Here is a 21,202-nt window from a genome sequence, read left to right as displayed (position 1 = left end):
CGGGAGTGTGATCGTGCAGTATGGCGCGGGACAGGGGCATCGTGGTTCATGACACCTCCACAATTGCCGGCGGTCGTTGAGCCCGCCCGACTGACGGCCGCGCTGCGCCGGGGCGGCGTGCTGGACGCCGGCGCGGTGCGCGAAGTGAAGGTGCTGCATCAGCGCGACACCGTCGTGTCGCATATCATCCGTCTCGGCCTGCGTTATGTCGGCGAATCCGCCGGCGCCCCGCAGTCGCTGATCCTCAAGATGCCCAATTCAGCCTTCGCCGAGCGCCTCGCCAATGGCGGCAGGCGCGAGCTGGACTACTACATGCAGCTCGCATCGAGAATGCCGCCGGGACTCGTGCCACGATGCTTCGACGGACATTTCGACGAGCAGAGCCTTGCCTGGCATCTTCTGCTCGAAGATCTCACCGACAGCCATGCGACCGCGACCCAATGGCCGCTGCCGCCGTCGCGCGGTCAGGCGGTCGCGATCGTCACGACGCTCGCACGTTGGCATGCGGCGTGGTGGGACCATCCCGATCTTGGCGACACCGTCGGCACGCTGGCGAGTGCCGAGGACAGCGCGCAGCGTATGGAGACCTTTGCCGGCCACTACGATCGTTTCGCCGATCTGCTCGGTGATCGCCTCAGCGAAGAACGGCGCATTCTCTACCGCCGTCTCATCGATCAGTCGGAACCGCTATCCCAGCGCTACCATTCGCGCCGTCATCTCAGCATCACCCATGGCGACGCTCATATCTGGAATTTCCTGCTGCCGCGCCCAGGCGTCGCCGACAGCGTGCGGATCTTCGATTTCGATCTTTGGAGTATCAACGTTCCGACTCACGACCTCGCCTATATGATGGCCATGCATTGGTATCCGGAACGCCGGCAGGCACTCGAACGCCCGCTGCTCAATGTCTACCACGATACGTTGATCGAAAGCGGCATCACCGGCTATACGCGCGGCGCGCTCGATCGCGACTACCGCTGGGCAGTGCTCTGGCAGATCACGAGGCCAGTCTGGCAGTGGAGCATCGACATCCCGCCGGTGATCTGGTGGAACAATCTGGAGCGGGTGTTTGCGGCAGTGGACGATTTAGGCTGCGAGGAGCTGTTGGGGTGATCTCTCGTGCCCCGGACGCAGCGCAGCACGTCGTGATGCGCTGCTGAGCCGGGGCGCAGGTCTGACAGCAGCATGTGTCCCGGTTCTGCGGCGCATCGCTGCGCGCTGCACCGCGCCCGGGACACGAGATCGCGCGAAGTCGACCCTACTCCATCACCGCGTGCTCCGGCCCCGCGGCCTGCTTGCGCAGCGTGGCCTTGGTTGAGCCGATCAGGAAAGCGAGCGGGATGGTGCAGAGGATGAAGACCATCACCAGCTGGTAGTCGTGCGCGAAGGCAATGATCTGCGCCTGCACGCTGACCATTCTGTCGGCCATGGCGCGGCCGAGGTCGGTGGACAGATTGATCAACCCGCTGACGCTGGGCATCTGAAGTGCCTGGTTGAACGGATTGATGTGCTCGGAGAGGATCGCATAGGTCCGCCGCGTGCCCTGCGTCAGCTCGGCGATGACGACGGAAATGCCGACCGAGCTCGCGACGTTGCGCATCAAGGTCAGCATCGCGGTGCCGTCGGTGCGCAGCTCGTTCGACAGCGTCAGGAACGCCACGGTCGAGAGCGGCACGAAGACGAGGCCGAAGCCGAAGCCCTGGATGACGCTCACGGTGACGATCTCCGGCACCTGGGTCAGGTCGGTCCAGCCGGTCATCTGGAACAGCGAGCCGGCGGTCAGCGTCAGGCCGGAGATGATCAGCGTGCGCGCCTCGAAATAGCGCATCATGCGGCCGACCAGCATCATGGCGAAGAAGGTGCCGATGCCGCGGCTCGCCAGCAGCAAGCCGGCGGTGATGATGGGATAGCCGATCACGTTCTGCATGTAGGGCGAGGCCAGCGCCATGGTCGAGAACAGCACGAGCCCCATCACGATCATGAACACGCAGCCGGTGACGAAATTGCGATCCCGGAACAGCGCGAAGCGGATGAACGGGGTCGAGGTCGTGAACGAATGCGCGAGGAAGAAATAGAACGCGGCGGCCGAGACGATGAACTCCGCCAGGATCTCATTGGATTCCAGCCAGCCCAATTGCTCGCCGCGGTCGAGCGCGAGCTGAAGCGCGCCGATCGCGATCGCCAGCGCGGCGAAGCCGAACCAGTCGAATCTGAGGCTGAGGTCCTTCCTGGTTTCGTCCATGAAGACGATCAAGCCTAGCACGGTAATGGCGCCGAACGGCAGATTGACGAAGAACACCCAATGCCAGGAATAGGTCTCGGTGAGCCAGGCACCCAGAGACGGCCCCATGATCGGGCCCATCATCACGCCCATGCCCCAGATCGACATCGCCTTGGCGCGCTCCTGGAGCGTGTAATAATCGAGCATGACCGACTGTGACAGCGGCACCAGGGCCGCGCCGAACACGCCTTGCAGCAGGCGGAACAGCACCATCTGGTTGATGTCCTGCGCGAGGCCGCACAGCACCGACGCCATGGTGAAGCCGGCCGAGCAGATGATGAAGATGCGCTTGCGGCCAAAGCGGTTGGCGATCCAGCCCACCGGCGCGGTCATGATCGCTGCGGCGACGATGTAGGAGGTCAGCACCCAGTTGATCTGATCCTGCGAGGCCGACAGCGTGCCCTGCATGTAGGGCAGGGCGACGTTGGCGATGGTGGTGTCCAGCGCCTGCATGATGGTCGCGGTCATGGCGCAGATCGTCACCATGTTCCGGCGCAGGCCGGGCACCATCAGGCTGGCATTGGCGTCGGACATCGGATCAGTCCTTGTCGCAGTCTCTCTTAGTCTTTGTCGTTGTCCTGGCCTGCGGTCGCCGACAGGCCGAACAAGCCGGCCAGCGAGCGCTTGTGGCCGGTGTCGATGGTGGCATAGACGCTCATGCCGGCTTTCAGCTTCCGCACATACTTGTCGGTCTCGTCGAAATAGATGCGGATCGGCACGCGCTGCACCACTTTGACGAAATTGCCGGTGGCGTTCTGCGGCGGCAGGATCGCGAATTGCGCGCCGGTACCGGGCGAGAGCGAGCCGATCTTGCCCTTGAACACGTGGTTCGGGAACGCGTCGACGACGAGCGTCACCGGCTGTCCTTCGGTCACATAAGTGAGGTCGCTCTCCTTCGGATTGGCGTCGACCCAGGGATGGGCGACGTCGATGATGGAAAATACCGGCGTGCCGGCGGCGACATAGCGGCCGAGCTGGATCTGCTCGACCTGCGTCGCCACACCGTCCATCGGCGCGCGCAGTACGGTGTGATCGAGGTTGCGCTGGGCGTCGTCCAGCTTGGCTTTCGCCTGAGCGTAGGGCGGAAATTGCTCGAGCGGCAGGTCAGGGTTGCCGAGCAATTGGGTCTTTGCGTTCGAGAGCTGCTGCTTGATGTATTGCGCCTGCGCCCCGGCGGTGACCAGGGCATTCGACGCATTGTCGAGATCGAGCTGCGAGCCGAAATTGTTCTTCACCAGCGCCTGCTTGCGCTCGACGTCGCGCTGCTTCAAATCAATGCCCTGTTGGGCCAGATTGAGCATGTCGCCGTAGATCTTGATGTTGGCGACCAAGTTGTCGTAGGTCGTGCGCGCCTGCGCGAGCTGCGCCTTGGCCTCCACCACCGCCAGGCGGAACGGAACCGGGTCGATCTCGAACAGCTCGTCGCCCCGCTTGACGACCTGGCCTTCCTTCACCACCACCTTCAGGATCTTGCCGGAGATGTCGGGCGTCACCAGCACCTTCTGCGCGCCGACATAGGCGTCGTCGGTGCCGACATAGCGCCCGCCATTGAGATAGAAGGTGAGGCCGCCGATGACGGCGACGACAGGCAGCACGACCAGGAGCAGGAAACGGCGATAGCGGCGCAAGCCCGCCACCAGGCGCCGGCGCGGATCGGTGCCGGCTTTCTTCGCCGGCTTGCCGCTATCGCTCTTCTGCTCAGGCTGGAACTTGATGACCTGATCAGCCATAGCGCTGCTCCTTGCGCGCTTGTTCCGCACCGCTGGCCTGGCTCGCGGTCCGCACGTTTTCCTTGATGGTTTCGAGCTGGGTGAGGAGACGGTGGGCATCCGCCGGATTGATGCCGTCGAGCGCGTTGGCGGTGATTTCGGACCTGAGCCCGCTCATCCGGCCGAGCAGCTGCCGGCCGGCCTTCTTCAGGTAGAGGCGCTTGACGCGGCGGTCCGAGGCGTCGCTGCGCCGTTCGAGCCAGTCATTGTCGCAGAGCTTGTCGATCAGGCGGGTTAGCGTGATCGGCTGCACCTCCAGGAGTTCGGCAAGCTCCGACTGCTTCATGCCCTCGCTGCGCTCCACCTTGGCAAGCACCGCCCATTGCGCGCGTGTTATGCCGAACCGAGACGCCTCCTTGTCGGCATAGACGCGCAGCAGGCGGTAGAGTTCGGAGAGCGTAAACAGGAAGTTCTGGTCGACGGACCCGCGGGTCATGAGCTTTGTCTCCAATAAGCAGGAGATATAATAAGCAAGCTTATGATTGTTTCCTGGCGGATTATCGGGTGGCTGTCCCGCAATGCCGGCATGGCTGGCAGCCGTTCGCAGTGTCGTGCTTTGGGTTCCCGAGCCGAAATGCTAAAAGGTCGGTCGCATGACCCTCGCAAACCCGGTATTTCCCGCGCCCGATCACGATCACCGCCGCTGCACCGCGGATGCGCTCGCGCATGCCGAGGCGGTCTGCGAGCAGCGCGCGCAGAAATTCACGCCAATTCGCCGTCAGGTGCTGGGGGCGCTGCTCTCCAGCCATCGCCCGCTCGGCGCCTATGAGGTGATCGACGAGCTCGCCAAGTCGATGGCGCGGCCGGCACCGATCACGGTCTATCGTGCCCTCGATTTCCTGATGGCCAACGGCCTCGTGCACCGCATCGAGAGCCGCAATGCCTATCTCGCCTGCGCCGCCCACGACCACGACGTGACCTCCGCGGTGGCGTTCCTGATCTGCGAGCGCTGCGGCCTGGTCGGTGAGATCCCGTCGGCGTCCTTTGCCGGGGACCTCAACGCCGCCGCGCGCAGTTCAGGCTTCGCACCAAAGCTGTCCGTGGTGGAGATCACCGGCGTCTGCGCCCATTGTCAGAAAATGTCTTGAAGCAACAACGGCGCAAAGCCGGCATTCGGGAAGAAATGTCCTCAGCTCAAATCGTGCCCTCCGCCGCACGTCCTCTCAGTGCCGGCGCCATCGCCCTCATGCTCATGCTGTGCCTGACGTGGGGGTTCAACCAGATCGCGGTGAAGCTGGTGCTGCCGGACATTCCGCCGATGCTCCAGGCCACCATCCGCTCGATGGGCGCGCTGCCCGTGCTGTTCATCATCGGAACCCTGCGTGGCGTCAATTTCTTCGAACGTGACGGCACCTGGAAGCCCGGCCTGATAGCCGGGCTGATGTTCGGTATCGAATTCGTGCTGATCTTCCAGGGGCTGCGCTTCACGTCTGCGTCGCGTGCGGTGGTGTTCCTCTACACGGCGCCGTTCTTCGTGGCGCTCGGCTCCTATCAGGTGCTCGGCGAACGTCTTGGCGCCTCGCAATGGCTGGGATTGGCCATCAGCTTTGCCGGCGTTGCTCTCGCGATCGGGGTGCCGCAGCCCAATGTCGATTCGCATGTTCTCCTCGGCGATCTCATGATCGTCGGCGGCGCCGCGCTGTGGGCCGCGACGACGCTGGTTGCCAAGGGCACGCGGCTGCGCTTCGCCGCGCCCGAGAAGGCGTTGGGCTATCAGGTCGCCACCTCGATCCCGATTCTGGGGATGGCGGCCTGGCTGTTTGGCGAATCAATCACGCACATGCCGGCGCCGCTTTCGCTCGGCTTGATGGCATTCCAGGCGATCTGGGTGGTGGGAACCACGTTCACGCTTTGGTTTGCGTTGGTGAAGGCCTATTCCGCCAGCAAATTGTCGGCTTTTACCTTCATCACCCCTTTGTTTGGCGTGGTGGGTAGCTATTTCATCATGCACGACACCCTAAGCTTGGCATTCGGAGCCGCCGCCCTCCTTGTAATTGCTGGGCTTTTTCTGGTTAACCGTCCCAGCTCAGCGGCTGCGGCGCCGCGTGATGCATTGCTGAACGTCACCAAAACCTGATATTTGGACCCCATGAACAAGCTCGAAAACCCTCTCGATTCAGACATTGCGGGCCCGGCGCCCCGGCACCGGACCACCCAGGTTAAGGTCGGCAACGTCGCCGTGGGTGGCGGTGCGCCGATCGTCGTGCAGTCGATGACCAACACCGACACCGCCGACATCGACGGTACCATCGCCCAGGTCGCAGCGCTTGCGCGCGCCGGCTCCGAAATGGTCCGCATCACCGTGGACCGCGAGGAGGCTGCAGCCGCCGTTCCGCACATCCGCGATGGCCTCGCCAAGCGTGGCATCACCACGCCTTTGATCGGCGACTTTCATTATATTGGTCACAAGCTGCTCGCGGCCTATCCGGCCTGCGCCGAGGCGCTGGCCAAATATCGCATCAATCCCGGCAATGTCGGCTTCAAGGACAAGCGCGACACCCAGTTCGCCGACATCATCGAGATCGCGAACAAGAACGACAAGCCGGTCCGCATCGGTGCCAATTGGGGCTCGCTCGACCAGGAGCTTTTGACCAAGCTGATGGACGAGAACGCCGCGTCTGCCAATCCGCGCGACGTGCGCGCGGTGACGCGCGAGGCCATGGTGCAATCGGCCCTCTTGTCGGCCGCGCGCGCCGAAGAGCTCGGCATGCCCAAGGACCGCATCATCCTGTCGGCCAAGGTGTCGGCGGTGCAGGATCTGATCGCGGTGTATCAGGATCTCGCGTCCCGTTCCGACTACGCCATCCATCTCGGCCTCACCGAGGCCGGCATGGGCTCGAAAGGCATCGTGGCGTCCTCGGCCGCGCTCGGCATCCTGCTGCAGCAGGGCATCGGCGACACCATCCGTATCTCGCTGACTCCGGAGCCTGGCGGCGACCGCACCCGTGAGGTGCAGGTCGGCCAGGAGCTGCTGCAAACCATGGGCTTCCGCACCTTCGTGCCGCTGGTTGCGGCCTGCCCCGGCTGCGGCCGCACCACCTCGACCACGTTCCAGGAGCTGGCGCGCTCGATCCAGGATTTCATCCGCGACGAGATGCCAAACTGGAAGACGAAATATCCCGGCGTGGAAGAGCTCAATGTCGCGGTGATGGGCTGCATCGTCAACGGCCCCGGCGAGTCCAAGCATGCCAATATCGGCATCTCCTTGCCCGGTACCGGCGAAGCGCCGGCCGCGCCTGTCTTCGTCGACGGCAAGAAGTTCCGCACGCTGCGTGGCCCCACCATCTCCGCCGACTTCAAGGCGCTGGTGATCGACTACATCGACCAGCGCTACGGCCAGGGCGCCAAGGTGCCGGTATCAGCGGCGGAGTGATTTCACTCCGCCAGCACTCCATGCTCCGCTGTCGTCCCTGCGAAAGTAGGGACCCATAACCACAAGGAGTGGTTTGGCGACGATTCGGAGTTACCAAATCTCTTCTTGTGGTTGAGATCCCGGATCTGCGCTGCGCTTGTCCGGGACGACGAATGTGTTTGCAGCGCAGATTGCGTATCTGCCACCGCGCGCTACGATGTCCCCAATCAACAAAGATCGGGAGACACGCCATGAGCTCACTCGCCGGCAAGCAGGGTCCGCGCTACCGCCACACGGCTGAAGACGGCGCGCCCTACGAGACGCTTCAGGTCGAAAAGCTCACCCCCATCATCGGTGCGGAAATCTCCGGCGTCGACATTGGTGCGCTCGTCGAGGGCGACACCCGCTCCAACCGGCAAATGGACGAGATCCACCGCGCTCTCGCCGAGAACCTCGTCATCTTCTTCCGCGACCAGCACATCACGCCGCAGCAGCAGCTCGCGTTCGGGCGCAAATTCGGCGATCTGCATGTCCATCCCGCCGCCCCGCACGAGGACGAAGACCCGGCGCTGATGAAGATCTACGCCGACAAGAACTCGCCGCGCGCCAATGGCGAGGGCTGGCATTCCGACGTGTCCTGCGACCTCGAGCCGCCGATGGGCTCGATCCTCTACATCAAGCAGTGCCCGCCGCGTGGCGGCGACACTCTGTTCGCCAATATGTATGCAGCCTATGAGGCGCTGTCGGACCGCATGAAGGCCTATCTCGATGGGCTCACCGCGCTGCATGATGGCGAACCGATCTATCGCGGACTCTACGCCAATTACGGCGTCGCCGACCGTCCCTCGTATCCGCATGCCGAGCATCCCGTCGTACGCACGCATCCGGTCACCGGCAGGAAGGCGCTCTACGTCAACCGCGGCTTCACCCGCCACATCAACGGCATCCCGCGCGACGAGAGCGATGCGATGCTGGCCTATCTCTACCAGCACGCCGAGAACCCGCTGTTCCAGTGCCGTTTCCGCTGGACCGAGAACGCCATCGCCTTCTGGGACAACCGCTGCACCCAGCACCGCGCGATGTGGGACTACTGGCCGCACACGCGCTCGGGCACGCGCGTGACGGTGAAGGGAGAGCGGCCGGTTTGAACCTCTCGTGCCCCGGACGCAGCGGGGGCGCTTTCCTGGCGATGCGAAGCATTGTCCAGTTGAGCGTTGCGCTGCAGAACCGGGCTCATTCTTGCGGCAACTGGGTCCTGGCTCTGCGTCGCGTCATGCCGCGCCGGGACACGAGCGTTATCTTGCGTTGACGCACTCCAATTCCCGCGCCAATCTTCCCGAAAACAAATCGCGGGCTTCGTCGTCGTCCCGCGGGTCGCGGCAGCGGAGTAGAGCTTGGGGCAATCGCGCAGCATCATCGCCGGGCTGGTCGCGTCGATCCTGCTGTCGTCGCTCGCCCTTGTCGATGCCGGCGAGGCTGCTGCCGCGCGAAAGATTACAAGACCTAGGCCGAAGCCGTCGCCGCCGGCCAAATGCGAGATGCCGAAATTCAAGATCGTCGTGGATGTCGGGCACACCCCGGACTCATACGGTGCGCTGAGCGCGCGCAATGATCCGGAGTTCGGCTTCAATTTCGTTCTCGCAAAACTCATCACGGCGAAGCTCAAGTCTGAAGGTTTTGCCGAAACCCGCCTGCTTGTCACGGACGGCAAGGCACGGCCGAGCCTGTTCAAGCGCATCAGTGCCGCGAACGAAGGCCGGGCTGATCTGTTCCTGTCGGTCCATCATGATTCGGTGCCGGACAAGCTGCTCGAGACCTGGGAGTTCGATGGCGCAAAGAGCTATTTCAGCGACCGTTTTTCGGGGCACTCGCTGTTCGTGTCGCAGCAGAATCCGTACTTCGCCACCAGCCTGATGCTGGCCCGGATGATCGGCAGGCAGTTGAAGGAGCAGGGCCTGCGCTATGCCAGCCAGTACACCCTGCCGGTGATGGGCCGCTACCGGCGCCAGCTGCTCGACAGGGACGTCGGCGTCTATCGCTATGACGGGCTCATTGTGCTGTCGCGGACGAGGAGCGCCGCCGTGCTGCTCGAGGCGGGCTCGATCATCAATCGCGACGAGGAAATGGAGATGAACTCGGCGGAGCGGCACGAGGCCGTCGCGGGAGCCGTCGCGGCTGCAATGAGGGAGTTTTGCGACAAGCGGTAGCTTGCCTGGCCGCTTCAGGCGAAGACGACGCGAAGCTACAGCGGCGCGCCCCGATACTCCCGGTTCGCCAGGCTCGCCTCCTCCAGATCGAGGTCCCGCTCGATCCGCCGTCGCGTCTCGTCGGTGATCTGGCCGTCACGCAGGAGGTTGTGGATGAATTTGCGTTCGGCGGCGATCAGGTCGCGGGTCAGCGCGGTGCCGGCGGCGGAGACGTCGTGGTGGTTGGGATCGAGCGAGTCCGGGAGCTGGTTGACGCGGATATCGTGTCGTGCGCGCAGCAGCCGCATCACTTCTTCGGATACTTCCTTATGCGCGGTCAGCGCATCGAGCGATTTCAGCGCGGCATCGAGCGCCTGGCGGCGGGCGGCGATCTCGGCTTCGTGCTCCGCGGCATGCTCGTGGCGGCCGGCCTCGGCGACGCCGAGCCAGCGCACGACCGGCGGCAGCGTCAGGCCGACGCCGATCAGCGTCACGAAGATGACACCGAAGGCGACGAACAGGATCAGGTCGCGATATGGAAAGGCCTCGCCGTCAGGCAGCGCGAACGGCAGAGCCAGTGCGGCCGCCAGCGACACGGCGCCACGCACGCCGGTGAAGGCGAGCACGAACGGCCATTGCCATGGCGGCGACGGATCGCGCTTGCGCAGCGACTTGCTGAGCATCCGCGGCAGATAGGTCGCGGGATAGAGCCAGGCGAAGCGCGCGAGCACGACGATCACCAGCACCACCGCGGTAGCAATGAGGATGTCGTCGAGTGGAAACGCCTTCGACTTCTCGTAGAGCGCGCGCATCTGGAAGCCCGTGAGCAGGAACAGCATGCCCTCGATCAGGTAGATCACGAGATCCCAGAAGAAGATGCCTTGCAGGCGCGTTGCCGACGAGATCAGCAGCGGCCCGTTCCAGCTCACATAGAGGCCGCAGGCGACGGTCGCGATCACGCCGGAGCCGCCGACATGTTCGGGCAGCCAGTAGGAGACGTAGGGTGTGATCAGCGACAACGTCAGCTCGACCTGCGGATCCCCCGACCATTTGCGGAAGCGCAAGGAGAGCCAGCCGACGCCGATGCCGAAGGTGATCTCGCTGGCGACGATGAGGAGGAACTCGCCGGCCGCGAGCGGCAGCGAAAAGTTCCCGACCATGATCGCGGCGAGCGCAAAGCGGTAGAGGATCAGCGCGGTGGCATCATTGGCGAGCCCTTCACCCTCGAGGATGACCAGGAGCCGGCGCGGCATGTTGAGCCGGCGCGCGATCGCGAGCGGCGCCACCACGTCGGGCGGCGCAACGATGGCCCCCAGCAGGAAGGCGACGGTCCAGGGCAGGCCGATCATGTAGTGCGTGGCGGCTGCCACCGTTGCCGCGGTGAAGATCACCGCGCCGACCGCGAGCAGCACGATCGGGCGCAAATTGTTCCTGAACTCGCGCCAGCTCATCGCGACGCTCGCCGAGTAGATCAGCGGCGGCAGCACCATCAAGAGGATCAGCTCCGGCGGCAGCTCGACCGGCGGCATGCCCGGCACGAAGGCCAGGCCGACACCGGCCAGCATCAGCAGAATGGCCGGGGCGACGTTGAAGCGGCGCGCGGCCAGCGCCACGCCCGCCAGAACGGCAAGCAGGATCAGAAAGGTCTGAAATTTCGCTTCCATGATGGCCTGTCTTGACCCGGAAGCGCGCGCAAGGTCAATGCGGCGCTGCTCACGCCAGCTGGCCGGCTACCATCCGTCCAATCTGCGCGAACAAAGCCGCGATCTGCGCCGCATTCGGCGTGCCGCCCTGGGTATAGGCCACGATCAGGATCGGCGTATCCGGTTTCGGCCAGACGACTGCGATATCGCCCGATGCGTCCTTCCCGTTATTGCCGGTCTTGTCGCCGATCTTCCAGCCTGCCGGCAGGCCACCACGCAGCCGGTTCGCACCGGTCTTGCAATTCACCATCCAGTCGGTGAGCTGGAGGCGCGATTGCGCCGACAAGGCTTCGCCCAGCACCAGCCGCCGCAGATTGCCCGCCATTGCCGCCGGCGTCGTGGTGTCCCGCGGATCGCCGGGCGGTGAGCGGTTGAGCTCTGGCTCGTTGTGGTCGAGCCGCGAGGTGGTGTCACCGAGCGACCGCCAGAATGCGGTCAGCGCGGCGGGCCCGCCGATCCGCGCCAGCAGCAGATTGGCGCAGGTGTTGTCGCTGAGCTCGACGATCGCCTTGCACATCGCGCCGACGGACATCTTGCCGGCCGCGAGATTTTGCCTGGCAACCGGCGCATACTCCAGGAGGTCGGCCTGGCCGTAAGGGATCATGGCCGCGAGCTGCTCCTCACCGCGATCGACCCGCGCCAGCACGCAGGCGGCAAGCGAAGCCTTGAATGTCGAGCACATGACGAACCGCTCGTCGGCGCGCCAGGCAAGTTTCTTGCCGGTCGCTAGATTCTCCGCATAGAGCCCGATGCGCCCGCCACTGTCGCGCTCATAGGCTTCGAGCTCGGCCGGCGCCTCCGCGGCAAGCGCGGGAGAAGCGGCGATCCAACACAGGGAGGCGAGCAGGGAGCGGCGATCGAGAAGCATGGGAGACCTTTGGCGTGGGTCAGACGGGCGAGGGATGTAGCGGACGCTTTATCCGCACCGTCATTGCGAGCGGAGCAAAGCAATCCAGTCTGCCTCCGCGGCGAGATTCTTCGCTTCGCTCGCAACGACGAATGGCGAACGAGTGCGACAGATTTCAGGCAGCGGAGGATCGGGAGGACTCACTCCCGCAGGTCGTACCTGTACGATTTCGACACGATCTGCCAGCCGTCGGCGAGCTTCATCGCCACCAGATAGTCGGTGAAATAGCGCGGCGGCAGCTGGCAGCGCACCTTGATGAAGGCGGTCTTGTCGTCGGAACGGTCGATGGTGACGACGAAATCCTCGCGCGGCTTGCCCTCGGCTTTGGCTGAGGCGCGCTTGCGGACGCGATCGAGCCAGTCGGGTACGGTCAGAACCTGGAGCTCGCCCTTCTCGACCCAGCGCAGATCGGCGGAGGGATGGAAGATGGCGCCGAGTTTTTCGGCGTCGCCCTCATAGAGTCCGTCAAAATAGGATTGCACGACAGCTTCGACGCTCGATCGGTCCTGGTTCATGAGTCATTCCTTTGCGTGATGGCGGGGCGAACTTAGTCGTACACGTCCAAATGCGCTATGGGTCTGTGAGTCGTTTGCGCGAAGGCATCGTCATGACCGGATCAGACAATTCGAACGCTCGCATCCTCACCGGCGAATGCTGTTGCCGCGCTGTGCGCTATGAGGTGGCGGATGCGTTCTCCTATGCGATGAACTGCCACTGCTCGAACTGCCGTCGCACCACCGGAGCCGCCTTCAAGCCGTTCGCCGGCATCGCGCAAGACAAGCTCCGCATCGTCCAGGGCGAGGATCAGCGGATGTTTTTCGGCGACGACACCACCCATGATGTGCATTGCGCCCGCTGCGGCTCGTTGCTCTATTCCCGGGTGCGTGAAGGACAATGGGTCCATGTCGCCATGGGAACCCTGGTCGACGTCCCCACGATTCGGCCGAGCGCCCATATTTTCGTCGGCTCGAAGGCGCCCTGGCACGAGATTACGGACAATCTGCCGCAATATCGGGGGCACATCGGGGGTGTCTGAGGGAACCGGACCACGCGGCCGTCGGCGAACCGCGACCGGGCTGGCGCGACAAATAAAAGGGGACTTTCGGCCGTCGGCCGCGTCCCCTTCGTGACCTCCATCACAAGTGCCGGCGGTGGATGTTGCTAAACCGGTCCCAAAGGGCCCAAGCGGCCCGGAACCATCGGAAGTCGTGTCATGCGCAGCTTGCTCAGACTTTGTCCGCTTTTGGTCGCCCTCGGCCTGCTGTTCGCCGCCGGGCCCGCTCTTGCCGGAAAGCGCGCCGCGCTGGTGCTCGCCAATTCGGCCTATCAGCATGCGCCCTCGCTCGCCAATCCCGTCAATGACGGGGCGGTGATGGCGAAGACGTTGAAAGAGGCGGGCTTCGATGTCGTCGAGTCCCGGCACGATCTGTCGGCGCTGGATACGCGGCGCGTGCTGCGCGACTTCGCCGACGCGACCCGGGATGCCGATATCGCCGTGGTCTACTATGCCGGCCACGGCATCGAGGTCGAGGGCTCGAATTATCTGATTCCCGTCGACGCCAAGCTCGAGCGCGACACCGATGTCTACGACGAGGCGCTCTCGCTCGACCGTGTCCTGGTCGCGGTCGAGCCAGCAAAGCAGCTTCGCCTGGTGATCCTCGATGCCTGCCGCGACAATCCGTTCGGCAGGAGGATGAAGCGCACGGTGGCCTCGCGCAATATCGGCCGGGGCCTGGCCCAGGTCGAGCCGTCCAGCCCCAACACGCTGATCGCCTATTCGGCCAAGGCCGGCTTCACGGCGCAGGACGGCGACGGCGCCAACAGCCCGTTTACGGTTGCGCTGTCGAAGCATTTGACGACGCCGGGCCTCGACGTCCGCCGCGCCTTCGGCTTCGTGCGTGACGAGGTACTCAAATCGACCGGCAACAAGCAGGAGCCGTTCGTCTACGGTTCGCTCGGCGGCGAGGACGTGCCGCTGGTTCCGGTCAAGGTGGCGGCCGTCGCGCCCACGGCGAATCCCCAGGCTGATATCCGCCGCGACTATGAGCTCGCGCTCCAGGTCGGCAACAGGCCGGCGTGGGAAGCCTTCCTCGCCCAGCATCCCGACGGCTTCTATGCGAGCCTCGCCAAGCTCCAGCTTGAGAAAATCGGCGCCGAGCAGGCCCATGCGGCTGCCATCGCGAAGGCGAAGCAGGCCGAGGCCGAACGCGATCGACTTGCCGCTGTCGGCGCGCAGAAGGCCGCGCAGGCCAGGGCTGCGGCCGATGCGAAGGCCGCCGAGCAGGCGCAGCTCGCTGCCCAGAAGGCCAAGGAGCAGGCGCAGCAGCAGGCGGCCGCCGCCGAGCAGCAGCGCGTCAATCTCGCTGCCACGGCTCCGAGCACCGCGCCGGCCAGCACGACAAGCGATGCCGGCACCAACGTTGCCTCCCTGACCCCGGCGACCGCGCCGGCCGATCTCAACCGTTCGGTGCAGACCGAGCTCGGCCGCGTCGGCTGTTTCTCGGGGCAGGCCGACGGCAATTGGAATACGTCCTCGCAGCGATCGCTGTCGCAGTTCAACCGCTATGCCGGCACCAAGCTCGACGTGAAGGTGGCCAGCACCGACGCGCTCGATGCGGTCAAGTCAAAGCCGTCGCGGGTCTGTCCGCTGGTCTGTGAGCACGGCTTCAAGGTCGATGGCGACAAATGCAGCAGGATCGTCTGCCGTGATGGTTATGCGATCAACGACGACAATGAATGCGAGAAGCAGCGTGCCGTCAAGCCGGCCAAGCCTGCGACCGCGAAGCGCGACGACGGCGACGAGCGTCCCGCACGGCAGCGTCGTCAGTCTGGCGGCGCGGCTGTTGGGGCGGCGGGCGGCTATGGTGCCGCTGCCGGCATTGCTGCTGCCGCTGGTGCCGGCCGGCGTTCGAGTGGCGGGCAGGTCTACTGCAACAACACCGGTTGTCGTCCGGTCCATCGCGGTTGCCGTCTCGAATATCGCGGCGGCGGCGGCCCCGGCAACGACGCCAATGCCGAGGTGTGTTACTGACCCTGCTTTCTGGGGCTTCGCAGCGAAGGCCGGGACGACGGATTATTTCGAGATCGCGCTCGCCGCGATGTTCACCGTCAGCGCCAGCAACGCCGTGTTGTAGATAAAGGACACGATGCCGTGCGCCGTTGCGGTGCGGCGAATGGTCTTGTCGGTGATGCCGACGTCGGAGACCTGCGCAGTCATGCCGATCACGAACGAGAAATAGACGAAATCCCAATAGTCGGCGTGGTCTTCCTTGTCGCCGCTCGGAAACTGAAGGCCACCTGCCGTTCCGCTGCGATAGTAATCATGCGCGTAATGCAGCGCGAAGGTCGTGTGCACCGCAGCCCATGACAGTACGATGGTGATGATCGCGATCGTCAGCTCCAGGCCGCCGCGATGCGGCGTGCCGAGCTCGGAGACGATCGCCGCGATGCTGGCGAAGGCGCCGGTCGCTGTGACGAGCAGGATCACGAATCGGCCGTCGTCCTGCATCGCGGCGGCGCGCCGGATGTGCTGGTGGTCGTTGCAGAGCATCATCGCATAGACCAGCACGAGATAGACCGCGATCAGCGCGTCCCATCCGAGCAAGAGCCGCGTCACCAGCCGGGGCGTGCCCGGCAGAAGCAGGCAGACGAGGATGCCGACCGCGAGCGCAATGAACGTCCGCGGCCGAGCATAGAGCAGCCGCATCGGCCGCGACATCTGGCGGAAGCGGACAAGAGCGGGATCCTCTTTGCCGCGGGCCGCCATCGGCGCGCGTCAGTTTTTCCGTTCGGCGACGAAGCGCGCCGCGGCCTGCAATACGGCAGCGCGGTCGCCGAAGATCGAGACAGCGCCGTCGGCCCGCGCGAGCAGGTCGCGCACGCGTTGCTTGGCGCCTTCGATCCCGAGCTGGGTGACGAAGGTGGTCTTGCCGAGCGCGGCGTCCTGGCCCGCGGGCTTGCCCAGCGCGGCGGCATCGCCTTCGACGTCGAGCAGATCGTCGGCGATCTGGAATGCTTCGCCCAGCGCGCGGCCGTAATCGTCGAGCGCGTGATATTCCTTCTGCGACGCCTGGCCGAGGATCGCGCCGGCGATGCAGCCGTAGCGCAGCAGCGCGCCGGTCTTCATCTGCTGAATACGAGCGACATCGATCGGCTCGTTGCCGCCAAAACGGCCTTCGCCGGCGAGGTCGAGGATCTGTCCGCCGACCATGCCGCCGATGCCGGCGCAGCGCGCCAAAGCGCGCGTCAGCAGCAGCCGCACATTGGCGTCGCGATGGATCTCGTCGCGGGTGATGATGTCGAAGGCGAGCGTAAGCAGACCGTCGCCGGCGAGGATCGCGGTCGCGTCGTCGGTCTTCTTGTGCAGGGTGGGGCGGCCGCGGCGCAGGTCCGAATTGTCCATCGCCGGCAGGTCGTCGTGGATCAGCGAATAGCAGTGGATGCATTCGAGCGCCGCGCCGGCGAGCAGGGCCGCCTCGCGCGGCACGCCGAACACGGCGGCGCTCTCGACCACGAGGAACGGCCGCAGCCGCTTGCCGCCATTCAGGCTCGAATAGCGCATTGCGTCCATCAGTCGCTTGGGCCGGGCGATCTCGTCGTGCAGGATGTCGTCCGACAGCAGGCGCGCGAGCAGGGCCTCAGTGTCATCAGCGGTCTTGTCCAGACGTTTGGCGAAATCGGACGGGGACGTGCCGGTCATCAAGGAGGGCTCCAGAACTAAAATTCGGCGGGACAATCCTTTATGCGCCCGCCTCAGTCAATCGTTTGGAAGGCCTAAAAAGTGCTGGAAAAGGCCCGAATTATCACAGACTTAATGCTCCAGCCCATGGCCGCGTTTCATTTTGCGCCGGAAAGGTCGATTTGCGCATCGTCAAAATCCTGCTGGCAGCGCTCATGCTCGTGGCTCTCGCGCCCTATGCGATCGCGCCGTTCTATCGCGCCGGCCATCCCGTTTCGACGCTGATGGCCTGGCGTTCGCTCCGGGGCGCGCCGATGCAGCGGGAGTGGATCGATCTGGCTGATATGGCGCCCTATCTGCCGCGCGCGGTGGTGGCGGCCGAGGATGCCCATTTCTGCAAGCATCACGGCATCGATTGGGGCGCGTTGCGCGAGGCGATCGACGATGCGCAGGAGGATGGTACGCCGTTCCGGGGCGCCTCCACGATCACCCAGCAGGTGGCGAAAAACCTGTTCCTTTGGCAGGGGCGGGATTTCGTTCGCAAGGCGCTGGAATTCCCGCTGGCACTCTGGATCGACCTCGTCCTGCCCAAGCCGCGGATCCTGGAGATTTACCTCAACATCGCCGAGTTCGGTCCGCAGGGCCAGTTTGGCGTCGAGGCGGGCAGCGCCTATGCCTTTGGCAAATCGGCCGCCAGCCTCTCCCCGCGGGAGGCGGCCCTTCTGGCCTCGATCCTGCCGAATCCGGTCAAACGCAGCGCCAGGACCCCCGGGCGGGGCGTCCGGCGGCTGGCAGCAACCTACGTGGCGCGGGGGCAGGCGAGCTCGCTTGCGACCTGCTGGCGTGAAAATCGCTGATTTTTGGCCCGTTCCGGGCGCATTTTCCGGCCCAAGAGCCTAGCTTTACGGCCAGCCTTCCTCTATAAGCGCGGCCTTGATCGGCATTCAGCTCGCCTCGTATTGCGGGTGCTGAGCCGTCCCTTCGCGGACGATGCCCTGATGTCACCAATCCCTAGAGGATATTGAAATGGCCGTTCCGAGAAGAAAAACCTCGCCGTCGCGCCGTGGCATGCGCCGCTCGGCTGACGCCATCAAGAAGCCGACCTATGTGGAAGACAAGGACTCCGGTGAGCTCCGTCGTCCGCACCATCTCGACCTCAAGACCGGCATGTACAAGGGCCGTCAGGTCCTGAAGAAGAAAGAGTCCTGAAGGCAGGACCTTTCCTCAGGCGGGATGATTGAACCCGCGTGATTTCGGCCAAACCATGAGTTAGACGGTGACGGCGGCGGAGCAAATGCTTCGCCGCTGCATTGTTCTGTCCGGATATCTTGATCGAGAAGGCATCTCGCCGATGGTCGGTTTCCCGCTGCTTCTGATTCCGCTCGCGGTCTACAACATCATCGTCTTCCTGATGCCCGGCGTGTCCTTCTCGGACGTGCTGTTCAATGTGCCCATGATCACCGGCGAGAGCTGGCCGGTCACGCTCGCCGATCTCCTGCTCGCACTGGGCGTGGTGCTGCTGCTGCTCGAAGTGGTCAAGGGCGCGCGACCGGGCTCGAAATTCCTGATGGATCATTTGCTGTCGCTGATCGTCTTCGGCGCGGCCGCCGCCGAATTCGTGATGTGGCCCAAATTCGGCAACTCCACCTATTTCCTGCTGGTGCTGCTGGCGATGGCCGACTTCCTCGGCGGCATTGCCCAGCGCACGCGTCGTCGCGTCACCTATGTCGCCGAGACGACGGTGCCGGCGCCGCGCAAGGCCAAGCGCACGGCCGAAGCGCCGGCGGATGATGCGGAGGCCGCCTCAAAGTTCGAGCCGGTGATTGCGCAGCCGGCGCCGGCGGTGCCGCCCGCACCCTCGGCGCAATCCGTTGCCGAATCCGTGCTGATGGATCATCCCGCGCCAAAGCCGGCGCAGGGCTCACCCTCGCCGGAAATCCCCTCGCCGCATCTTCAGCCGGGCAACGGCACGCCGTCGCCACCCGATACGCCGCCGCGCTGACCGAGCATTCCCCTGTTGCCGCTCTGGCGGTGTGCTCCCTCTCCCGCAAGACGGGAGAGGTGCAGGGAGCGTGAGGCAACAATTGCCATTTTGGCTGGGCTACGCCACCTGCCGCGTCCGGGCGCTGACGCTTCCCAATGGCCGCTTGCTGCCATAGGCCGTCCGCGCATCTTCGGAAGAGGCGCGGCGGAGCCGGCTGGTCTGGGACAGATGTTCGGCATTGGCGATGAGCTGGGTGACGAAGCTCGGATCGGGGCGCGGCAGCGGCGCCTTGTGAACCCACTGCAACGTCGGCATCATCGGCACCAGGGCCGTGCCCATGCCGTTGTCCGCCGCGTCCGATCGATCAGTACTCAACATCGCAATCACCGTTGATCCGGCGAGAGTGTCGCGTTTAGGGACGCCAGCGCCGGTGCGAGCCTGTACTCGCAAGGCCTATGCCGCCCGCGCCGGTTTGGTTCCCCGCGCCAGCGAAACGTGGTTTCCAAATTGTTTATCAACTTTGCCTAGGGTCGGGGGCGAATCTGGCTCTATCCTGTGCCGGCTCAGGACTTCTCCACTGTCCCAGAACGAGGCGATCTTGACCCCCACACTGCCGCAAGCCTCCGACATCCTGGCCGCGCTCGGCCAGGCCGTGTTCGCCTGGGACATCGCCAGCGATGCCATCGTCTGGGGTGAGCAGGTTGCCGGCATCTTTCCCGGCATCCCGGCCGAGCGGCTCGCGACCGGCGCCGAATTCGCCAAGCTGATCGAGCCCGCGCAAACGCTGCGGACCGCAGCCCTGGCGCAGACCTCCGCCGTGCACGGCGCCGACGGTACCCCCTACCGGGTCGAGTACGGCGTGCGCATGAGCGCCTCCGATCCCGTGATCTGGGTCGAGGAGACCGGCCGCTGGTTCGCGGGCCCCGATGGCCGCCCCACACGCGCGATCGGCTCCGTCCGCATCAACAACGAGCGCCACGCCCGCGACGAGGAATTGGCCAAGCTGGCCCGGCTCGATCCACTGACCGGCGAGCTCAACCGCTCCCATCTGCTGGCGGCGCTGGCCGAGGCGATCGAGGAGACGAGCCGCTTCCGCTCGACCGCGGCCTTCATGCTGGTCGGCATCGACCATCTCGCCCGCGTCAACGACGCCTTCGGCTTCGACGTTGCCGACGCCGTGATCCTCGATGTCGCCAAGCGCATCCGCACCCGCCTGCGCGGCGGCGACGTGCTCGGGCGCTTCTCCGGCAACAAGTTCGGCCTGATCCTGAAGAACTGTACCGTCGACGACATGAACGTCGCCGCAGAGCGCTTTCTCACCGGCATCCGCGACGAGGTGGTGCCGACGAAATCCGGCCCGGTCTCGGTCACCGCGTCGATCGGCGCGGTCAGCCTGCCGCGCTATGCCCGCAACACCGATGAGGCGGTCAACCGCGCCCATGAAACGCTGGACGCCGCCAAGCGCCGCCGCGCCGGCTCGTTCGCCGCGTGGCGTCCGGATGCCGCGCGCGACGCGCAGCGCCGGGTCAACATCCGCGTGACCGACGAGATCGTCACTGCGCTGAACGAGCGCCGCATCAAGCTCGCCTATGAGCCGGTGGTCGCGGCCAGCTCGCGCGAACGCGCATTCCACGAATGCCTAGTGCGGATGGACCAGGGCGACGGCCAGGTGCTGCTCGCGCCCGACATCGTTCCGGTCGCTGAACGGCTCGGTCTGATCCGCCTGGTCGACCACCGCGTGCTCGAGCTCGTGGTCGCCGAGCTCGCCGCTGCGCCCGGCATCTGTCTCAGCCTCAACATCTCGCCTGATACGACGATGGATCCCGACTGGTGGGCAGGGATCGAATCGCTGATGCTGGCTCATCCCGGTGTTGCCGAGCGGCTGATCGTAGAGATCACAGAGACGGTGGCGATCCAGGACATCGACGACGTCCGCGGTTTCGTCACGCGGCTGAAGAATTTCGGCAGCCGCATCGCCATCGACGATTTCGGTGCCGGCTACACTTCGTTCCGAAACTTGCGCAAGCTCGGCGTGGATATCGTGAAGATCGACGGCGCCTTCGTGCAGAACATCACCCGCTCCGCCGACGATCGCGCCTTCGTGCAGACCCTGATCGACCTCGCCCGCCGCCTCGACATCAAGACCGTCGCCGAATGGGTGCAGGACGAGGAAGCCGCAAGCATGCTGCGTGAGTGGGGCTGCGACTACATCCAGGGCCGCCTGATCGGCCTCGCGTCAGCCGAGAGGCCATGGGGTACGCCGCCGGGCAGCGCCCTGCCTGCGGCAAGCTGAGGAATTGCAGGTTGGGTTAGCCGTAGGCGTAACCCACCACTTTTGGTCT

21 protein-coding genes are annotated in these 21,202 nt (G+C 64.9%); 12 read left to right on the top strand and 9 right to left on the bottom strand.

Annotation, left to right across the window (positions count from 1 at the left end):
* Positions 1-48 precede the first annotated feature (48 nt).
* On the top strand, positions 49-1,113 hold the full coding sequence (locus tag ACSHT2_RS19450; protein WP_440635858.1) for a phosphotransferase: 1,065 nt from the start codon (positions 49-51) through the stop codon (positions 1,111-1,113).
* Positions 1,114-1,258: 145 nt separating this feature from the next.
* Here the strand turns inward: ACSHT2_RS19450 and ACSHT2_RS19445 are convergent, their stop codons facing one another.
* From ACSHT2_RS19445 to ACSHT2_RS19435, 3 genes are read right to left on the bottom strand one after another with little or no spacing between them, the layout of a single operon-like run.
* Positions 1,259-2,815, bottom strand: a complete 1,557-nt coding sequence (locus tag ACSHT2_RS19445; protein WP_440635856.1) for an MDR family MFS transporter — start codon at positions 2,813-2,815, stop codon at positions 1,259-1,261.
* A gap of 26 nt (positions 2,816-2,841) precedes the next feature.
* On the bottom strand, positions 2,842-4,011 hold the full coding sequence (locus ACSHT2_RS19440) for an HlyD family secretion protein (RefSeq protein ID WP_440635854.1): 1,170 nt from the start codon (positions 4,009-4,011) through the stop codon (positions 2,842-2,844).
* Entirely contained in the window at positions 4,004-4,486 is a 483-nt protein-coding gene (locus ACSHT2_RS19435; RefSeq protein WP_271528024.1) for a MarR family winged helix-turn-helix transcriptional regulator, read from the bottom strand. The genes ACSHT2_RS19440 and ACSHT2_RS19435 overlap by 8 nt, the downstream gene beginning before the upstream one ends.
* Positions 4,487-4,643: 157 nt before the next feature.
* On the opposite strand from ACSHT2_RS19435, the gene ACSHT2_RS19430 reads away from it, so the two are divergent.
* From ACSHT2_RS19430 to ACSHT2_RS19410, 5 genes are all read left to right on the top strand, one after another.
* A complete protein-coding gene (locus ACSHT2_RS19430; protein ID WP_440635851.1) occupies positions 4,644-5,138 on the top strand; it encodes a Fur family transcriptional regulator in 495 nt (164 codons plus the stop codon).
* A gap of 35 nt (positions 5,139-5,173) precedes the next feature.
* Positions 5,174-6,127 carry a DMT family transporter gene (locus ACSHT2_RS19425; protein ID WP_440642878.1) on the top strand — a complete coding sequence of 318 codons (954 nt, stop codon included), beginning with the start codon at positions 5,174-5,176 and terminating at the stop codon, positions 6,125-6,127.
* 12 nt (positions 6,128-6,139) lie between these two features.
* Complete coding sequence (ispG, locus tag ACSHT2_RS19420) at positions 6,140-7,423, top strand: flavodoxin-dependent (E)-4-hydroxy-3-methylbut-2-enyl-diphosphate synthase (protein WP_440635850.1); 1,284 nt, start codon at positions 6,140-6,142, stop codon at positions 7,421-7,423.
* A 230-nt stretch (positions 7,424-7,653) separates the two neighbouring features.
* Complete coding sequence (locus ACSHT2_RS19415; RefSeq protein WP_440635849.1) at positions 7,654-8,550, top strand: TauD/TfdA dioxygenase family protein; 897 nt, start codon at positions 7,654-7,656, stop codon at positions 8,548-8,550.
* Positions 8,551-8,796: 246 nt separating this feature from the next.
* Positions 8,797-9,609 (top strand): N-acetylmuramoyl-L-alanine amidase, encoded by an 813-nt coding sequence (locus ACSHT2_RS19410; protein ID WP_440635847.1) that lies wholly within the window; start codon positions 8,797-8,799, stop codon positions 9,607-9,609.
* Between the two features lie 35 nt (positions 9,610-9,644).
* On the opposite strand, the gene ACSHT2_RS19405 is transcribed toward ACSHT2_RS19410, so the two are convergent.
* The 3 genes from ACSHT2_RS19405 to ACSHT2_RS19395 all read right to left on the bottom strand — a co-directional run bounded on the left by ACSHT2_RS19405 (position 9,645) and on the right by ACSHT2_RS19395 (position 12,713).
* Positions 9,645-11,252 carry a Na+/H+ antiporter gene (locus tag ACSHT2_RS19405; RefSeq protein ID WP_440635845.1) on the bottom strand — a complete coding sequence of 536 codons (1,608 nt, stop codon included), beginning with the start codon at positions 11,250-11,252 and terminating at the stop codon, positions 9,645-9,647.
* A gap of 49 nt (positions 11,253-11,301) precedes the next feature.
* Complete coding sequence (gene bla, locus ACSHT2_RS19400; protein WP_440635843.1) at positions 11,302-12,159, bottom strand: class A beta-lactamase; 858 nt, start codon at positions 12,157-12,159, stop codon at positions 11,302-11,304.
* 179 nt (positions 12,160-12,338) lie between these two features.
* Positions 12,339-12,713, bottom strand: coding sequence for a nuclear transport factor 2 family protein (locus ACSHT2_RS19395; RefSeq protein WP_061879813.1), 375 nt, complete (start codon positions 12,711-12,713; stop codon positions 12,339-12,341).
* Between the two features lie 92 nt (positions 12,714-12,805).
* Here ACSHT2_RS19395 and ACSHT2_RS19390 point away from each other — a divergent pair, with 92 nt between their 5' ends.
* Both ACSHT2_RS19390 and ACSHT2_RS19385 read left to right on the top strand, forming a co-directional pair.
* On the top strand, positions 12,806-13,234 hold the full coding sequence (locus ACSHT2_RS19390) for a GFA family protein (RefSeq protein ID WP_440635841.1): 429 nt from the start codon (positions 12,806-12,808) through the stop codon (positions 13,232-13,234).
* A 177-nt stretch (positions 13,235-13,411) separates the two neighbouring features.
* On the top strand, positions 13,412-15,229 hold the full coding sequence (locus ACSHT2_RS19385) for a caspase family protein (RefSeq protein WP_440635839.1): 1,818 nt from the start codon (positions 13,412-13,414) through the stop codon (positions 15,227-15,229).
* A gap of 42 nt (positions 15,230-15,271) precedes the next feature.
* On the opposite strand, the gene ACSHT2_RS19380 is transcribed toward ACSHT2_RS19385, so the two are convergent.
* On the bottom strand, positions 15,272-15,964 hold the full coding sequence (locus tag ACSHT2_RS19380) for a DUF1345 domain-containing protein (protein WP_319326933.1): 693 nt from the start codon (positions 15,962-15,964) through the stop codon (positions 15,272-15,274).
* Between the two features lie 9 nt (positions 15,965-15,973).
* Positions 15,974-16,897 (bottom strand): polyprenyl synthetase family protein, encoded by a 924-nt coding sequence (locus tag ACSHT2_RS19375; RefSeq protein WP_440635837.1) that lies wholly within the window; start codon positions 16,895-16,897, stop codon positions 15,974-15,976.
* A gap of 161 nt (positions 16,898-17,058) precedes the next feature.
* Here ACSHT2_RS19375 and mtgA point away from each other — a divergent pair, with 161 nt between their 5' ends.
* The 3 genes from mtgA (at position 17,059) to ACSHT2_RS19360 (ending at position 18,878) form a co-directional block, all read left to right on the top strand.
* A complete protein-coding gene (mtgA, locus tag ACSHT2_RS19370) occupies positions 17,059-17,733 on the top strand; it encodes a monofunctional biosynthetic peptidoglycan transglycosylase (RefSeq protein ID WP_440635835.1) in 675 nt (224 codons plus the stop codon).
* Positions 17,734-17,902: 169 nt separating this feature from the next.
* A complete protein-coding gene (gene rpmF, locus ACSHT2_RS19365) occupies positions 17,903-18,085 on the top strand; it encodes a 50S ribosomal protein L32 (RefSeq protein WP_007598106.1) in 183 nt (60 codons plus the stop codon).
* Positions 18,086-18,227: 142 nt separating this feature from the next.
* On the top strand, positions 18,228-18,878 hold the full coding sequence (locus tag ACSHT2_RS19360; RefSeq protein ID WP_440635834.1) for a hypothetical protein: 651 nt from the start codon (positions 18,228-18,230) through the stop codon (positions 18,876-18,878).
* Positions 18,879-18,977: 99 nt separating this feature from the next.
* Here ACSHT2_RS19360 and ACSHT2_RS19355 read toward each other — a convergent pair whose 3' ends face one another.
* Positions 18,978-19,238: a hypothetical protein gene (locus ACSHT2_RS19355; RefSeq protein WP_440635832.1), complete on the bottom strand. Its 261-nt coding sequence runs from the start codon at positions 19,236-19,238 to the stop codon at positions 18,978-18,980.
* Positions 19,239-19,458: 220 nt separating this feature from the next.
* On the opposite strand from ACSHT2_RS19355, the gene ACSHT2_RS19350 reads away from it, so the two are divergent.
* Positions 19,459-21,153: an EAL domain-containing protein gene (locus ACSHT2_RS19350; RefSeq protein WP_440635830.1), complete on the top strand. Its 1,695-nt coding sequence runs from the start codon at positions 19,459-19,461 to the stop codon at positions 21,151-21,153.
* Positions 21,154-21,202: the final 49 nt, after the last annotated feature.

Source organism: Bradyrhizobium sp. PUT101, assembly GCF_052043945.1.
Classification (GTDB): Bacteria; Pseudomonadota; Alphaproteobacteria; order Rhizobiales; family Xanthobacteraceae; genus Bradyrhizobium.
Note: the sequence above shows the minus strand (reverse complement) of the source record. Positions and strands in the feature narration are given on the sequence as shown.

Coding starts and splice junctions, on each gene's coding strand:
- ACSHT2_RS19450 (WP_440635858.1), top strand. CDS start 49: ATGACACCTCCACAATTGCCGGCGGTCGTTGAGCCCGCCCGACTGACG.
- ACSHT2_RS19445 (WP_440635856.1), bottom strand. CDS start 2,815: ATGTCCGACGCCAATGCCAGCCTGATGGTGCCCGGCCTGCGCCGGAAC.
- ACSHT2_RS19440 (WP_440635854.1), bottom strand. CDS start 4,011: ATGGCTGATCAGGTCATCAAGTTCCAGCCTGAGCAGAAGAGCGATAGC.
- ACSHT2_RS19435 (WP_271528024.1), bottom strand. CDS start 4,486: ATGACCCGCGGGTCCGTCGACCAGAACTTCCTGTTTACGCTCTCCGAA.
- ACSHT2_RS19430 (WP_440635851.1), top strand. CDS start 4,644: ATGACCCTCGCAAACCCGGTATTTCCCGCGCCCGATCACGATCACCGC.
- ACSHT2_RS19425 (WP_440642878.1), top strand. CDS start 5,174: ATGTCCTCAGCTCAAATCGTGCCCTCCGCCGCACGTCCTCTCAGTGCC.
- ispG (WP_440635850.1), top strand. CDS start 6,140: ATGAACAAGCTCGAAAACCCTCTCGATTCAGACATTGCGGGCCCGGCG.
- ACSHT2_RS19415 (WP_440635849.1), top strand. CDS start 7,654: ATGAGCTCACTCGCCGGCAAGCAGGGTCCGCGCTACCGCCACACGGCT.
- ACSHT2_RS19405 (WP_440635845.1), bottom strand. CDS start 11,252: ATGGAAGCGAAATTTCAGACCTTTCTGATCCTGCTTGCCGTTCTGGCG.
- bla (WP_440635843.1), bottom strand. CDS start 12,159: ATGCTTCTCGATCGCCGCTCCCTGCTCGCCTCCCTGTGTTGGATCGCC.
- ACSHT2_RS19395 (WP_061879813.1), bottom strand. CDS start 12,713: ATGAACCAGGACCGATCGAGCGTCGAAGCTGTCGTGCAATCCTATTTT.
- ACSHT2_RS19390 (WP_440635841.1), top strand. CDS start 12,806: ATGACCGGATCAGACAATTCGAACGCTCGCATCCTCACCGGCGAATGC.
- ACSHT2_RS19385 (WP_440635839.1), top strand. CDS start 13,412: ATGCGCAGCTTGCTCAGACTTTGTCCGCTTTTGGTCGCCCTCGGCCTG.
- ACSHT2_RS19380 (WP_319326933.1), bottom strand. CDS start 15,964: ATGGCGGCCCGCGGCAAAGAGGATCCCGCTCTTGTCCGCTTCCGCCAG.
- ACSHT2_RS19375 (WP_440635837.1), bottom strand. CDS start 16,897: ATGACCGGCACGTCCCCGTCCGATTTCGCCAAACGTCTGGACAAGACC.
- rpmF (WP_007598106.1), top strand. CDS start 17,903: ATGGCCGTTCCGAGAAGAAAAACCTCGCCGTCGCGCCGTGGCATGCGC.
- ACSHT2_RS19360 (WP_440635834.1), top strand. CDS start 18,228: ATGGTCGGTTTCCCGCTGCTTCTGATTCCGCTCGCGGTCTACAACATC.
- ACSHT2_RS19355 (WP_440635832.1), bottom strand. CDS start 19,238: ATGTTGAGTACTGATCGATCGGACGCGGCGGACAACGGCATGGGCACG.